Annotated in this window: 12 protein-coding genes and 1 tRNA gene; 7 read left to right on the top strand and 6 right to left on the bottom strand. The window is 47.8% G+C overall.

Annotated features, from left to right (window positions below; genetic code table 11):
• Positions 1-255 precede the first annotated feature (255 nt).
• Positions 256-705, bottom strand: coding sequence for an RES family NAD+ phosphorylase (locus H3H32_RS12100; RefSeq protein WP_182462952.1), 450 nt, complete (start codon positions 703-705; stop codon positions 256-258).
• A 9-nt stretch (positions 706-714) separates the two neighbouring features.
• Positions 715-1,098 (bottom strand): Xre family toxin-antitoxin system antitoxin, encoded by a 384-nt coding sequence (locus tag H3H32_RS12095; protein ID WP_182462951.1) that lies wholly within the window; start codon positions 1,096-1,098, stop codon positions 715-717.
• Positions 1,099-1,226: 128 nt separating this feature from the next.
• On the opposite strand from H3H32_RS12095, the gene H3H32_RS12090 reads away from it, so the two are divergent.
• A complete protein-coding gene (locus H3H32_RS12090) occupies positions 1,227-1,805 on the top strand; it encodes a DUF4142 domain-containing protein (protein ID WP_182462950.1) in 579 nt (192 codons plus the stop codon).
• A gap of 168 nt (positions 1,806-1,973) precedes the next feature.
• Positions 1,974-2,774 carry a metallophosphoesterase family protein gene (locus H3H32_RS12085; RefSeq protein WP_182462949.1) on the top strand — a complete coding sequence of 267 codons (801 nt, stop codon included), beginning with the start codon at positions 1,974-1,976 and terminating at the stop codon, positions 2,772-2,774.
• Between the two features lie 18 nt (positions 2,775-2,792).
• Here H3H32_RS12085 and H3H32_RS12080 read toward each other — a convergent pair whose 3' ends face one another.
• Positions 2,793-3,659, bottom strand: coding sequence for an alpha/beta fold hydrolase (locus H3H32_RS12080; protein ID WP_182462948.1), 867 nt, complete (start codon positions 3,657-3,659; stop codon positions 2,793-2,795).
• Between the two features lie 87 nt (positions 3,660-3,746).
• On the opposite strand from H3H32_RS12080, the gene H3H32_RS12075 reads away from it, so the two are divergent.
• Positions 3,747-4,124, top strand: a complete 378-nt coding sequence (locus H3H32_RS12075) for a VOC family protein (RefSeq protein WP_182462947.1) — start codon at positions 3,747-3,749, stop codon at positions 4,122-4,124.
• Positions 4,125-4,137: 13 nt separating this feature from the next.
• Here H3H32_RS12075 and H3H32_RS12070 read toward each other — a convergent pair whose 3' ends face one another.
• From H3H32_RS12070 to H3H32_RS12060, 3 genes are all read right to left on the bottom strand, one after another.
• Entirely contained in the window at positions 4,138-4,644 is a 507-nt protein-coding gene (locus H3H32_RS12070) for a shikimate kinase (RefSeq protein ID WP_182462946.1), read from the bottom strand.
• Between the two features lie 105 nt (positions 4,645-4,749).
• The gene (locus H3H32_RS12065) at positions 4,750-5,895 is read right to left on the bottom strand and encodes a BT_3928 family protein (protein WP_182462945.1); all 1,146 of its coding nucleotides are present in this window, start codon (positions 5,893-5,895) and stop codon (positions 4,750-4,752) included.
• An 85-nt stretch (positions 5,896-5,980) separates the two neighbouring features.
• Complete coding sequence (locus H3H32_RS12060) at positions 5,981-6,517, bottom strand: DUF1599 domain-containing protein (RefSeq protein WP_182462944.1); 537 nt, start codon at positions 6,515-6,517, stop codon at positions 5,981-5,983.
• A gap of 73 nt (positions 6,518-6,590) precedes the next feature.
• Here H3H32_RS12060 and folP point away from each other — a divergent pair, with 73 nt between their 5' ends.
• The 4 genes from folP (at position 6,591) to H3H32_RS12040 (ending at position 14,558) form a co-directional block, all read left to right on the top strand.
• Positions 6,591-7,448: a dihydropteroate synthase gene (gene folP / locus H3H32_RS12055; protein WP_182462943.1), complete on the top strand. Its 858-nt coding sequence runs from the start codon at positions 6,591-6,593 to the stop codon at positions 7,446-7,448.
• Positions 7,449-7,529: 81 nt separating this feature from the next.
• Positions 7,530-7,602, top strand: a tRNA-Lys gene (locus H3H32_RS12050).
• 881 nt (positions 7,603-8,483) lie between these two features.
• A complete protein-coding gene (gene gltB, locus H3H32_RS12045; RefSeq protein WP_182462942.1) occupies positions 8,484-13,061 on the top strand; it encodes a glutamate synthase large subunit in 4,578 nt (1,525 codons plus the stop codon).
• A gap of 6 nt (positions 13,062-13,067) precedes the next feature.
• Entirely contained in the window at positions 13,068-14,558 is a 1,491-nt protein-coding gene (locus tag H3H32_RS12040; protein ID WP_182462941.1) for a glutamate synthase subunit beta, read from the top strand.
• Positions 14,559-14,671: the final 113 nt, after the last annotated feature.

Below are 14,671 nucleotides of genomic sequence, written 5' to 3'. Positions count from 1 at the left end.
GTTTCGAAGAAAATTACTATTCTGACCTGCACAATCTGCGCAAATCACGTTATAGACAAATATACAAAATTTTCAGGAGAAAACAGAAATAAACCCGTAAAATAGCGCGTAAACAAGCGAAATAAGCCCTGAATTTAGCGTCTACAAATCCGATTTATCCGCTATTTGAGAACGAACATTACCCATCTGAAATACAATTATATTCCAACTGAAATATATCGAGTCAAATCTATTCGATTGGCGCGAAATCAGCTGCTATCCCTTAATCCTTGGATCGAACGTAAACGGCTCAGTCCGTAGTAATTGAATACGGGAGAAATCGGGGTGAGAAGGGCTAATCAGGAAATTCCACTCGTTGGGAATAATGGCCGAGGGCACGCGCAAAACAGCAGACTGGCCCATTCGCAGCCAATCATTTCCAATCCGTTGACAGGCATCATACTGCTGAAAATCAAACCAATTGTCGGGTAAGTTTTCGGGGGCAATCGTCACAACGGGGAGTGTATCCGGAATCTCGATCACCATAACCCGGAAGTTATCCAAAAGCCCCTCCCCGCTTCGGTGAACAACATTTTCGAGACAAGCTAATGCGCGGGTTGCAGCCGTATATATAACAAACTGCCCGCGACTATTCCAGCGGGCAGCTCCCCCGGACGCCACTAATCGATCGGCATAGGTCGCTTTGGTAATTCGGTAAACGAGCATTCGGTTCTTTTAGGCTAAATCACCGTATTCGATACGAATCACCTCATCCATCACCAGGTCAATTCCTCCTGATGTATGAAGCAGTTCGAATGGAATTTGATTGCCTAACCCATAAGCCGGCTTATCCATCCACCGCCGAAAGGAATCCCCGGAGCCGAAAACCGATTCACCGGTCTGAAACAGCGCCATGATCTTGAGGACTTTCTCACTATCCTGTGGATTTAGTTTCTTATGTTCCCGCTCATACCGCTGAAAGGTTTTGAGCGAAGTATCGAACACCTCCGCGAGCTGTTCACGTTTATAGCCGGTTAAGTCCGCTATCTCAAAGAATCGAGTAGCCGGAACTCCTTTGAGAGCCGAAAAGACGAGTGCTGTGCGATCAGATAGTACCATAGGACAAACATAGGAATTTTGTCTTACAAACACAGAAATTTGTCTATAAATTCCAGAATATCATTTTTCAAAACCTAACCAGCCCCAGACAGGTTAAAGCACACAGAACCATAATCATTAATTACGTTATGAAAAAGGTAAGTTTAATTTTACTAGTAGCTGTTAGCACGCTAAGCTTCCAGGCCTGCAGCAGCAAAAAGACAGAGAGTACAGATAGCGTCGAGAACGCTGAGAAATCCAACGAAGCCAAAGAAGAAGCAGGAACCGGTCAGCCTGATGACACCAACGAATTTGCGGTGAAAGCAGCCAATGGGGGTATGCTGGAAGTTGAACTGGGTCGCCTGGCCGAAGAAAAAGCAGCCAGTAAGGATGTAAAAGACTTTGGTGCTATGATGGTAAAAGATCATTCTAAAGCGAATGAAGAATTAAAGACGATAGCAGCCACCCAAAATATCACCTTGCCCTCAACACTCGGCGAGGATGAGCAGAAACATGTCAATGAAATGGCAAAATTGTCAGGGGCTGATTTCGATAAAAAGTACGTTAGCATGATGGTCGATGATCACAAGGACGACATCGAGGAATTTAAGAAAGCAGCTGAAGATGAAAAAACGAATCCAGCCGTTAAGGATTTCGCCACGAAAACACTGCCAACGCTGCAAAAGCATATGGATGCCATTAACGCGATTGACAAAAAAATGAAGTAAGTCAGTTCACGTTTGTTGCTTATCAAACGGCCTTTGTACAGGAATACGGTCTATCCGTGCTGTACAGAGGCCGTTGTTTTTTATAGACCCACGCTTATCGCTGAACCTCCTCGATTTATCTTTGCCCTTAGTTAACTCTAAAAATACCCACCGCTTACCCACTCAACGATGCTAAAAATTGCCATTCTCAGTGATATTCACGGAAATCTACCCGCTTTTAAAGCTGTTCTGAATGATATTGATGCCCAAGGTGTGGATCAGGTTTTTTGTCTGGGCGATTTGGTTGACTTTGCCCCCTGGCCGAATGAAGTAATTGATTTACTCAGAAAAAACCGCATTCCGAGCCTACTGGGTAATCACGACGAACGAATTGCGTTTGATCTCCCGATTATTCCGCTCCAAAAACATAATGCGGCTGAAACGGAGGCTCGGGTAGCGGCTATTACCAATACCCGTCAGGTCATCCATCCTGAAAACAAACGCTTCTTAGCCAGCCTACCCCGGGAATTGATGATCACCTTTTCTTTTCAGGACACCCCAATAAACATTTTACTGGTCCATGCCAGCACACGCTCCATTGACGAATACATCTACGAATCCCACGATCAGGCTGACCTGATAACCATGATGAATGAGCGCAAGGCTGACGTTCTACTAATGGGGCACACACATCAGTCTTATATCCGGAGACTAGAAACGGAGAGCGGTACTAAACCTTCTTCGATTAAGATGGCCATTAATTGTGGGTCGGTTGGTCGCACAAAAGAAGCAACGGCTTCAGCAACCTATCTTCTCCTGACTGTTTCTGACCAGCAAGCTCCCTATAGCGCCAGCTCAATCCAATATGATCTCATTCGGGTAGACTACCCAATTGAGCAGACGATTCAGGCAATTCGGCGCAGTGACATTCCTGATTTTTACGCCGATTTCTTGGCCGAAAAACATAAAGGCCACTTAGCAACTTTCTAAAACGGATGTTTCTTACACTTACTCTAGCTTTGCCATTCCATCAATTTTCCGAAAAGGCGTTTTGAAAAACTCTCCTACGATTTGATTGAATAAATCTTTGTAGCGAACGAGGGTCGAATGGCCGGAATTGGGTAAAATCCAGAGGTAAGCATTCGGAAGAGCTTCGGCAATAGCCAGCGTGTGTTTCGGTAGAATCACGTCATGATCACCCCCGATGACCAGCGTCGGGCAGTTCACTTTTTTCAACGCGGTGGTCGAAATATGGGGATTAAACGCCATCAGGTTAAGCAGCTTTTTCTCCGCCTTTACCGATAGGGTTTGCGTAACCTTACCCAGGCTATCATTACGTGAAACAATCCATTGAAAAAGGCCCGGTTCAATGGCCGTTGTATCGGGCCACAGGTTAGCGCCGGTAATGGCTAGTTTCTTTACTTTTTCGGGATGCCGCATAGCCAACAGCAACCCATTGATGCCGCCATCGCTCCAGCCAATCACGTAGCACGAATCGAGATGAAGCTGATTCAGGAGCGCATTGAAATCGTCGGCCATCATTTCGTACGTAAGCGAATCGCTGGTATCTACCGATTCACCCTGCGCCCGGCTATCAACGGCAATCACTTTGTAGTTTTTGGCGAAATAAGGAATCTGATTACTAAAATTATTGATAGAGCCCCCGTTCCCATGAATCAGAAGCAATGGTTTACCAGTACCATATACTTCATAATACATCCTGAAACCCCGGATAGTAGCGTATTTCCCGGCTTTGACATTGTTACCGAACCCAGCAGTGCCGCCTGAAGAAACAGCTACGGTTGACTGAGCAACGAGCGAATGGCCTATCAGGTGGGCCACAAGAAATATAAATACCGTTTTGCTAATGCTCATGCGTATGTTTTGGTAATTTGGTAATGAGGTACGGTAAATATCAACAAAAACCGTAGTTTATCTTATTCCATTATTTACATTAGATACATGAAAAAAGTAACTGGCATAGGCGGCATCTTCTTCAAATGCGATGATCCGCAGAAAATGAAAGACTGGTACGCTCAAAATCTGGGATTACCTATGGATGCTTATGGCACCACCTTCAACTGGCTCGATGCAGACGACCCCAGCAAAAAAGGATCAACCGTTTGGGGAGCTTTTGACAAAAACACCCAATACTTTGAACCCTCCAAAAAGGACTTCATGATCAATTACCGGGTCGAGAATATTGAAGAACTGGTAGAAGAACTAAAACGTAATGGCGTAACGATACTGGATGAAATAGCCGTTTATGACTATGGCAAGTTTGTCCATATCCTTGACCCGGAAGGAAATAGCCTTGAGCTTTGGGAAGATATCAGTTAATTCTTTAGACCTCCTACAGCCACGCACCTACTCGTCGCAGGATTTCATCTTCGGTTGTTTCGCCCGAAACCGTAATCGTTGCCTGCGCATAAATAGGCAATCGCGTTTCGTATCGTTTTTGCAAAACAGCGAGCAGCTCTGGATCATTCGGGTTATTTAGCGGTCGATCCTCATGCCCATGCGCCAAAATTCGACGAACGAGTACCTCAACGGGTACATCCAGAAAAATAGATACGCCCGTCGATTTGATATAGTCCATATTTTCGTGGAAGCAGGGCATACCGCCCCCGGTTGATACAACCAGACTATCACCCGGCCGTATGGTGCGTAACACCCGGCGTTCAACTTCCCGAAAATACTCTTCGCCCGATTGGGCAAAAATTTCCGGGATAGAACGTCCTTCCTCCCGAACAATAATCTTGTCGGTATCAATAAACCGATAATGCAATACATCGGCAATTCGTTTACCCAGCGTACTCTTGCCCGACGAGGGCATACCAATCAGGAAGATATTTTTCATCCGCAATGAGCGAATGATTGAGTGATTGAGTGATTGAATGATTGAGTGATTGAATAATTTTTGCGTCAGCTATTCAATCACTCAATCATTCAATCACTCAATCACTCAATCATTCAAAATTCTTTTAACCTCAGCCGCATCCGGCGTTGAATTATAATGCCATTTGCCGCGCACGATACCATTGCTCATTAGCCAGGTACCAGGGTTCGATCGCATGATGGTTTTCAGAACGGTGGCGTCGGCTTTATAATAGGGAACGTTTTCTAATTGATACTCTTTACGGAACGCTTTAATCTCATCATCGCTGGTAGAGGTCAGAATATAAGGAGCGATGTTGGTACCCCGTAAACCCTCGATCAAGGCACGAATGGCGGGCAGGCTTCCGGCGTCAATGCCTTTTGTATTTTTTACGATGATAAACAGCTTGTTCCCTTCAAACGTCTGCTGCGTAAAATCGCCCTCATCGTTCCAGACACGGTAGTCTGTAATTTTGGGTTTGGCTTTTTCATTAACCAGCACCATTTCTTTGAACTTATAGCTCTGGTCGGTTGGGTACGTTTCAAACTCCTCCGTCTTTCCATCTTTCTCCATCACATATTTGTAACGCAGGGGTTCAGACGGCTTCATTTGTGCCGGAATACTTTTGCCAACGGCATAAGGCAGCATATCGATTGGGGGCAAAAACTGAACGGCATATACCCCAAGCGCCAGCGTCAGGGCAACGGTAATACCCACCAGCCAACCCGTATTACGCGATCGAAGCCGGTTTCGGTGACCAATAATAAACAGGATCAATACCATCAGGACAATATCTTTCGAAAAGGATGTCCAGGGTTTGAGCTTAATGGCATCACCAAAACAGCCGCAGTCGGTTACCCGATCAAAATAAGCCGAATAGAACGTCAGGAAGGTAAAAAAGGTGATCAGAAAGAACAGCAGCCAGACCGTTACTTTCGGCTTGTAAGACGCTAGTAAAGCCACGCCAAGAATGATCTCTGCCGCGCAGAACAAGACCGACATAAGTAGCGTGAACGGCACTAACGCCATGAAGAAATCGTGCAAAAACGGAACATCCTGCGCGAAAACCTCAAAATATTCTTCGAACTTAATCTGTGTCCCAACGGGGTCGTTGAGTTTGATCAATCCTGAAAAAATAAAGACAATCCCGACCAGAATACGAGCAATACGGGCGGCAATCAGCATGGGTGGCGTGCCGGTTTTGACTTTAGGCTGCGATGTAGTTGGATTCATGTAGGTTAAAATGAATAATTGATAATGGCTAATGAATAATGAATCGATGTCCGTTCATTATCCTTTATTCATTGTGCATTATCCATTAATTAGTAAGCTTTATCAAGCAGAAAACGGCGTAATTAATCATATCCATATAATTAGCTTCTACGCCTTCGGATACCAGCGTAGCACCCCGATTATCTTCAATTTGCTTCGTACGCAGTAGCTTCATCAGAATAATATCCGTCATGGAGCTAACCCGCATCTCACGCCAGGCTTCGCCATAATCGTGGTTCTTGGCAAAAAGCAACTCAATAACCTCGCCAATTTCTTTGTCGTAAAGCTGCTCAAGTTCATCGGTTGGGATATCGGTGCGTTTGTCCTCAGCTAACTGCATCTGGATCAGGGCCATAACGCAGTAGTTAATGATACCCACAAATTCAGGCTCAATGCCCTCCCCTACGCGACTCACCCCCGTTTCCTGCAACGTACGAATCCGTTGCGCCTTAATAAAAATCTGGTCGGTGATGCTCGACAGCCGCAGAATACGCCAGGCGGTGCCATAATCTTTATTCTTTTTCAGGAAAAGGTCTTTGCAGCGTTGGATAACCTGCCGATATTCGGATTCTGTATTGTTCATAGTCGATAGCCAATAGTCATTAGTCGATGGTAAGCTACTGGCAATTATCGACTAATGACTATTGACTCTTTTTATGCCGAAAGTTACGAAAAAAACGCTGAACTGCCGGGGAAGGCTGGTTGATTTGAGTCAACCTGTGGTCATGGGCATTCTAAATGCAACCCCCGATTCGTTCTTTGCCGATAGCCGGATCATACCCGACAAAACGGCTACGTTGATGGCCGTTGAGCTAGCGCAACAAATGCTCGACCAGGGGGCTACCTTTTTAGATATTGGTGGTTACTCAACCCGACCCGGCGCTGCCCCCGTTGGCCCAGCCGAAGAAGCCGACCGAATATTGCCGGTCATCGAATCGATCCGGGCAAACTTCCCGGATGCCCTGATCTCTATAGATACCTTTCGCGCATCAGTAGCCCGACAGGCCGTACAGTCAGGAGCGTCTGTAGTCAACGATGTGGCAGGTGGCACCCTCGATCCGGCCATGTTCGAAACGGTAGCCACGCTCGGCGTTCCGTATATATTGATGCATATGCGCGGCACTCCGCAAACCATGCAGTCGCTGGCAACCTATACCAATGTAACTTCGGAGGTTATCGACGAATTAGCGGTTCGACTAGCCGAGTTGCGGGCCCTGGGCGCTAAAGATATTATTTTAGACCCTGGATTTGGCTTCGCGAAGACCCCCAAACAAAATTTTGAATTACTCAGTAAACTGGACGCTTTTCAGCTATTCGATGAGCCTATTTTAGTGGGTCTTTCCCGCAAAACAACCATCTGGAAAACCCTGAACATCAAAGCCGATGAAGCCCTGAATGGCACTACAGTTTTAAACACGGCAGCCCTCCTAAAAGGGACCTCCATTTTGCGGGTTCATGATGTTCGTGAAGCCGTTGAAGCCATAAAACTGACCCAACAATTAACTTTTTTTTAGGGTGGCTATTGCATTCTTAAAAACAAACCTCTACTTTTGCATTCCCAAACGACGAACGACACCGTTTACCGAAAGGGAAATGATTTGGTAGCTCAGCTGGTAGAGCAATACACTTTTAATGTATGGGTCCTGGGTTCGAATCCCAGCCGAATCACAAAAACTGCAAAGCCGCTCAATTGAGCGGCTTTTTTTATGCTTTTTACAGCTATTCCCTATCTATTTTTTGGCTTACTGGTTAATCCAACTGCCTTGCCTCAGCCTAATCATACGCTCTTTTTTCTCGGAACGAATGATAAAGGTCGCTCTCGGGTATGCCATTCGGCTGATCCTATCTGCGAAAACTTCACTAACTATTATTGATGATCCTATTTTTTGTCCTTTCAACGTCAGGAGAAATCTCGAGTCTTGTTAATATGGAAGTTTGAGATTTCTCCTGACGTCGAAAGGACAAAAAATCAATTTAGTTTCAACAGAAATTAGAAAGTCTAAAACAGCTTCAATAATAATTAAAGGACATTTTTACCAACTGCAACATCCTTACAGGGTGCTGTTAATACAGGCAGCCAGCCTATTAGTATATATAGGTACTATTACTCTATATGCTGCTGGGCTTGGTCGCTATCCGAAAGACAAGTAAATAGACTATTCATTACGCTGTCCGTTTTCCAATCCAGTTATCTCTACCAGATAAACGCGGCCATTTACTCAACCCGTACCCACAAACGGCGCTACATTGTATCTTCGTATGTCTACTTGCCACTATTAAATTGGCATTTTTCAAGAACATTTATGATCAAATTCACAATTAATACCATTTACTATAAAATTCTGGAAAAGGCTGTTTTTGCCAATTTTTTTTGGTAGTATATTGCATGACTTTGTCACAAACGCCCTTCAGCCCGACTACCATCTCCGGATTTAAGAATCGCCGGGCTACTAGTTAATTTAGATTTTCTTAATAATCGCCCTAATTTTTTGCGATTCTGTTAATCAGATGAGCGGGAAACAACGGCCTTATCCAACACTGTTACGACCATGTCTGATCAGGTTGACCAATTGGCGGGACTTTACCGCCCCGAGTTTGAACACGACAATTGCGGTATTGGCTTCGTGGCCCATATTAAAGGTCGCAAGTCTCACCAGATTGTATCGGATGCGCTCCAGATGCTTCGGCGTATGGAACACCGGGGAGCTGTTGGGTCTGAACCCAACTCCGGCGATGGCGCTGGATTACTCATCCAGATTCCGCACGAGTTTTTCGTGGACGAAACCCGTAAGCTGGGCGTTCACCTCCCACCTGCATTCGAATACGGTGTAGGGATGGTGTATTTCCCGAAAGACGTGTGGCTTCGCGAAGAGTGCCGGGCGATCCTGAATCGGAAGATGAAGCGGCTCGGGCTTGAACTCCTGTGTTATCGGGTTGTGCCGGTCAATAACAGTGATTTGGGCAACGGTTCGCGTTCGGCAGAACCGCAAATGGAACAGGTGTTTATAAAACGCCCGGTCGATGTGACGACTGCCGAAGATTTTGAGCGGAAACTCTACATTCTGCGCAACTACAGCACCCGTATCATTAACGAGACCATTGCTGGCGTTGATCACTTCTATTTTTCCTCGCTCTCCTGCCGGACAATTACCTATAAAGGCCAGCTAACAACCTTACAGTTAGAGCCTTATTTCCCTGATTTACAGAACGAGGAAGTCGTTTCGGCACTGGGCGTAGTTCACTCTCGTTTCTCAACGAACACATTCCCATCGTGGAAACTGGCTCAACCATTCCGCTACATTGCCCACAACGGGGAAATCAATACGGTACGCGGTAACGTAAACTGGATCAAAGCGGCTGAAGGTCTGCTCGAATCATCCAAGTTTACGAAGGATGAGATGGATATGTTATTGCCCATCTGCGACCCTAAACAGTCTGACTCAGCCAATCTCGATAATGCGATCGAATTATTGGTGATGAGCGGCCGGTCGCTGCCGCATGTGATGATGATGCTCGTTCCTGAAGCCTGGGACGGTAATCAGCACATGGACCCTGTTCGGAAAGCGTTTTACGAATTCCACGCGGCTCTGATCGAGCCCTGGGATGGCCCGGCGTCCATTTCATTTACAGACGGTCGCATCGTAGGCGCTACCCTCGACCGTAATGGGCTACGTCCATCCCGGTTCTGGGTGACCAATGATGATATTGTCATCATGGCGTCGGAAGTAGGGGTTCTGGACATCGATCCAGCTACGGTGGTTTCGAAAGGCCGTTTGCAACCGGGCAAGATGTTCCTGGTTGATATGGAACAGGGCCGCATTGTATCGGACGAAGAAATTAAGGCCGAGATTTGTGCCCGTCAACCGTATCAGCAATGGCTCGACGACAACAAAATTAGAATTCAGGATTTAGAAGCTCCCGTTCGGACGTATAGCCCTTACGAACCCGCGAAGTTGCTCCGGATGCAACAGGCCTTCGGGTTTACATCGGAAGATCTACGGATGATTCTGGCGCCGATGGTTGAGACTGGTAAAGAAGCGCTTGGCTCAATGGGTATCGATATTCCTCTGGCAATCCTGTCGGAACAGAGCCAGCACATGAGCCACTATTTCAAGCAGCTATTTGCGCAGGTAACCAATCCACCGATTGACTCCATTCGGGAACGGTCTATTATGTCGCTGATTTCGTTTGTTGGCGCAACGTATAACCTCCTGAGTGAATCACCCGTACACTGCCGTCAGGTGGAATTGGATCAGCCGGTTCTGACAACCAAGGAGTTTGATAAACTTCGGTTTATCGATAAGCCTAATTTCCAGGCAAAAACCATTAACTGTCTGTTTACCGCTGATGGGGAAGGTCGCTCACTCGAACGGGCACTGGATCGTATTTGTCGGTACGCGGAAGATGCAATTGAAGACGGATACTCCATTCTGGTTCTGTCTGACCGGGCTATTGATTCGAGCCATGCACCTATTCCATCGTTATTATCAACGGCCGCCATTCACCACTACCTGATTCGTCAGGGACTACGGGGGAAAGTCGGGATTGTGGTCGAAGCAGGTGACGTTTGGGAAACCCACCACGTAGCTACGCTTATTGGCTATGGCGCGTCGGGCGTGAACCCCTACATGGCGTTCGAAACGATTGCCCACATGAAAGCGAAGGGCTTGCTGGCTGTAGATTATGACCTCGACAAACTCTTTAAGAATTATGTAAAGGCGGTCAATGGTGAGTTGCTCAAGATCTTCTCGAAGATGGGTATCTCAACGTTGCAATCGTATCAGGGTGCCATGATCTTCGAATGTCTTGGCTTAAACCAGGATGTGGTTAGCCGCTATTTCACCGGTACGGTGTCTCGCATTGGCGGTATGGGCCTTGACGAAATCGCGAAGGAAATTCTCGTTCGCCATTCGGTTTGCTTCCCCGACATGTCGGTTTCGGCTCCTCGCCTGGAAGTTGGTGGTATCTATCAGTGGAAACAACGGGGTGAAAAACACATTTTCAATCCCGATACGATTCACTTACTGCAACAGTCTACCAAGAAGAACGATTACTCGATCTTCAAGAAATACTCGCAGCTCATTGACGATCAGACCCAGAAGGCAATTACCCTTCGTGGTCTGCTGAAGTTCAAGAAGGGCACACCCGTCCCTATCGACGAAGTTGAACCGATCGAAAGCATCTTCAAACGCTTTGCGACGGGTGCCATGTCGTTTGGGTCGATCTCCTGGGAAGCCCACACTACGCTGGCGATTGCCATGAACCGTATTGGCGGTAAAAGCAACTCGGGCGAAGGTGGTGAAGATGAACTCCGCTATACTCCGCTCGAAAACGGTGACAGCATGAATTCGGGGATTAAGCAGGTAGCTTCGGGTCGTTTCGGCGTAACGAGTTACTACCTGACCAACGCTCAGGAGTTACAGATCAAAATGGCCCAGGGAGCAAAACCTGGCGAAGGTGGCCAGCTTCCTGGTTTCAAGGTCGATGACTGGATTGGCCGGACGCGTCACTCAACACCCGGTGTTGGCCTGATTTCGCCCCCACCTCACCACGATATTTATTCGATCGAGGATTTAGCGCAGTTGATTTCTGACCTTAAAAATGCTAACCGGGCCGCCCGAATCAGCGTTAAGCTCGTGTCGGAAGCCGGGGTTGGTACAATTGCCACTGGGGTTGCCAAAGCCCATGCCGACCACATCCTGATTTCAGGACACGATGGCGGAACGGGAGCCTCTCCCCTTTCGTCGATTCGCCACGCAGGTCTTCCCTGGGAGCTTGGCTTGGCCGAAGCGCACCAGACACTGGTTAAAAACAAACTACGCGGTCGCGTAACGGTACAGGCTGATGGGCAGATGCGTACCGGTCGTGACTTAGCGATTGCTGCTTTGCTCGGTGCCGAAGAATTTGGGGTGGCTACGGCTGCGCTGGTAGCTACGGGTTGTATCATGATGCGGAAGTGTCACCTGAACACCTGCCCGGTGGGCGTGGCCACGCAGAATAAGGAACTCCGCGCGCTGTTTACGGGTAAGCCAGAACACGTCGTGAACATGTTCACCTTCCTGGCGATGGAGTTGCGGGAGATCATGGCTGAACTAGGCTTCCGCACGATCAACGAGATGGTTGGACAGTCGCAAATGCTTGAACTACGGAATAACCTGGCGCACTGGAAATATAAGAAAGTCAACCTCGACGCGCTGATCTATAAAGAGCCAACTAATCTGGACGTGGCCCTGTACAAACAGGAAGAACAAAACCACCACCTGGATGACGTACTCGACCGTAAGTTAATTGAGCTGGCCCAGCCTGCTATAGACGGTACCGTAGAGTCCGTTTACGGAGAATTCACCGTACAGAATATCGACCGGAGTATCGGCACGATGCTGTCGAACGAGATCTCGAAAGTGTACGGTGGTCCGGGACTGCCTGATAGCTCGATTCATATCAAACTCCGCGGCACAGCGGGTCAGAGCTTCGGCGCATTCAGCACGAGTGGTATTAAACTCGAACTCGAAGGCGATGCGAATGACTACTTCGGCAAAGGTCTCTGTGGGGCACAATTGATTGTGTATCCAGATCGCACCGCTCAGTTTAAGCCTGACGAAAACAGCATCGTTGGTAACGTATCGTTCTACGGAGCAACATCGGGCGAAGCGTTCATTCGTGGGATGGCCGGTGAGCGGTTCTGTGTTCGTAACTCAGGCGCTAAAGTCGTTGTTGAAGGCGTGGGTGATCACGGCCTGGAATACATGACGGGTGGCTTGGTAGTCATTCTGGGTCAAACCGGCAAAAACTTCGCGGCTGGTATGTCGGGTGGTGTGGCTTACGTCTATGATCAGGACGGCACATTTGCCTCAAAAGTAAACCCAGAAATGGTAACACTGGAGGCTTTAAACGGCGAAGATCAGGGCATCATCCGCGAGTACATCGATAAGCATTTCCAATACACAACCAGTAACGTTGCCTTGGCCCTGATTCAGGACTGGGACAATCAGATGAGTAAGTTTGTGAAGGTAATGCCAAGTGACTTCCGGCAGGCACTAGCTGGTCGGGGTATCTCGCTCGCTGACCAGATTCGCGACAAAAACATTGTTTATCAGGACATAACCGTAGACGTGACGCAGGGGTAAAATACGATGGGAAAACCTACTGGATTTTTAGAATTTACGCGTGAACTACCCAAAAAGCGCGACCCGCAACAGCGGATTCATGATTACAAGGAAATTGAAATGCCGCACTCTGAGCAGGATTCTCAGCGGCAGGCTGCCCGTTGCATGGACTGCGGTACGCCGTTCTGCCACAGCGGGTGTCCACTTGGCAACATCATTCCTGAATTTAATGATGCCGTATACGAACAGAACTGGGCGTATGCCTATGAGATTCTGAGTTCGACGAACAACTTCCCGGAGTTTACGGGCCGTATTTGCCCTGCTCCCTGCGAAGCTTCGTGTGTATTGGGCATCAACAAGCCGCCCGTTGCCATTGAGTTCATCGAAAAATCAATTATAGAAGCGGCTTTCGAGCATGGCTATGTAACGCCGAAAATACCCAAAGAGCGCACGGGCAAAAAAGTAGCCGTTGTTGGTTCCGGTCCAGCCGGAATGGCCGCTGCTGCTCAATTGAACAAAGCGGGCCATACGGTTACGCTCTTCGAACGGGCCGATCAGATTGGCGGCTTGCTTCGGTACGGTATCCCTGATTTCAAACTCGAAAAATGGACCATCGACCGCCGAATAGCGGTCATGGAAGCAGAAGGGATTACGTTCAAAACGGGGGTTAACGTAGGGGTTGACGTGAAAGCGAAAGACCTACTAAACGATTTCGATTTAGTGATGTTAACGGGCGGTTCCACCGTTCCACGCGATCTGCCAATTCCCGGTCGTAACCTGAAAGGGATTTATCCGGCTATGGAATTCCTGAGCCAGCAGAATAAGCGGAATGCGAACATTCCTGTGCTGGTCGATCATCGGGGTGAAAAATACGGTGATGGTGAACTGCTCGCAACGGATAAAAACGTGGTCGTTATTGGTGGTGGTGACACAGGTTCCGACTGCGTGGGTACCTCGAACCGGCACGGAGCGACCAGTGTGACGCAAATCGAGCTGATGCCGATGCCGCCGAAAGACCGGGCTGAAAATACGCCCTGGCCGAACTGGCCAATGATGCTCCGCACCAGTACCTCGCACGAGGAAGGTTGCGATCGGCATTGGTCCATCAACACCAAAGAATTCATTGGTGACGAGAACGGCAATCTGAAAGCACTCCGTATTGTTGATCTGACCTGGAAAAACGAAAACGGCCGGATGCAGATGGTTGAGCTACCTGGTTCTGAGCGCGACGTTCCCTGCGAACTGGCGTTGCTGGCCGCTGGCTTCCTCCACCCACAACACAACGGTTTGCTAGATGATCTCGGCGTTGAGTACGACGAACGAGGTAACGTAAAAGCGGCCAACTACCAGACAACGACCAATCCGAAAGTATTCGCTGCGGGCGATATGCGTCGGGGACAATCGCTGGTGGTATGGGCCATCTCGGAAGGTCGTGAGGCCGCCCGCGCTGCTGATTGCTACCTGATGGGTGAAAGTCTGCTCGAAGCAAAAGCTGTCTCGTTGATAGCTGTGGAGTAAAATTTAGATTCTTTATTTATATAAAAAGCCTGCCGTTTACTCAACGGCAGGCTTTTTTGTTGGTGACGTTTCTTCAATCACGTTAACTAATATCAAGTCTACAAACATTTGAT

Origin of the sequence: Spirosoma foliorum (assembly GCF_014117325.1) — a bacterium.
Taxonomy (GTDB): domain Bacteria; phylum Bacteroidota; class Bacteroidia; order Cytophagales; family Spirosomataceae; genus Spirosoma; species Spirosoma foliorum.
Note: the sequence above shows the minus strand (reverse complement) of the source record. Positions and strands in the feature narration are given on the sequence as shown.

Coding starts and splice junctions, on each gene's coding strand:
- H3H32_RS12100 (WP_182462952.1), bottom strand. CDS start 705: ATGCTCGTTTACCGAATTACCAAAGCGACCTATGCCGATCGATTAGTG.
- H3H32_RS12095 (WP_182462951.1), bottom strand. CDS start 1,098: ATGGTACTATCTGATCGCACAGCACTCGTCTTTTCGGCTCTCAAAGGA.
- H3H32_RS12090 (WP_182462950.1), top strand. CDS start 1,227: ATGAAAAAGGTAAGTTTAATTTTACTAGTAGCTGTTAGCACGCTAAGC.
- H3H32_RS12085 (WP_182462949.1), top strand. CDS start 1,974: ATGCTAAAAATTGCCATTCTCAGTGATATTCACGGAAATCTACCCGCT.
- H3H32_RS12080 (WP_182462948.1), bottom strand. CDS start 3,659: ATGAGCATTAGCAAAACGGTATTTATATTTCTTGTGGCCCACCTGATA.
- H3H32_RS12075 (WP_182462947.1), top strand. CDS start 3,747: ATGAAAAAAGTAACTGGCATAGGCGGCATCTTCTTCAAATGCGATGAT.
- H3H32_RS12070 (WP_182462946.1), bottom strand. CDS start 4,644: ATGAAAAATATCTTCCTGATTGGTATGCCCTCGTCGGGCAAGAGTACG.
- H3H32_RS12065 (WP_182462945.1), bottom strand. CDS start 5,895: ATGAATCCAACTACATCGCAGCCTAAAGTCAAAACCGGCACGCCACCC.
- H3H32_RS12060 (WP_182462944.1), bottom strand. CDS start 6,517: ATGAACAATACAGAATCCGAATATCGGCAGGTTATCCAACGCTGCAAA.
- folP (WP_182462943.1), top strand. CDS start 6,591: ATGCCGAAAGTTACGAAAAAAACGCTGAACTGCCGGGGAAGGCTGGTT.
- gltB (WP_182462942.1), top strand. CDS start 8,484: ATGTCTGATCAGGTTGACCAATTGGCGGGACTTTACCGCCCCGAGTTT.
- H3H32_RS12040 (WP_182462941.1), top strand. CDS start 13,068: ATGGGAAAACCTACTGGATTTTTAGAATTTACGCGTGAACTACCCAAA.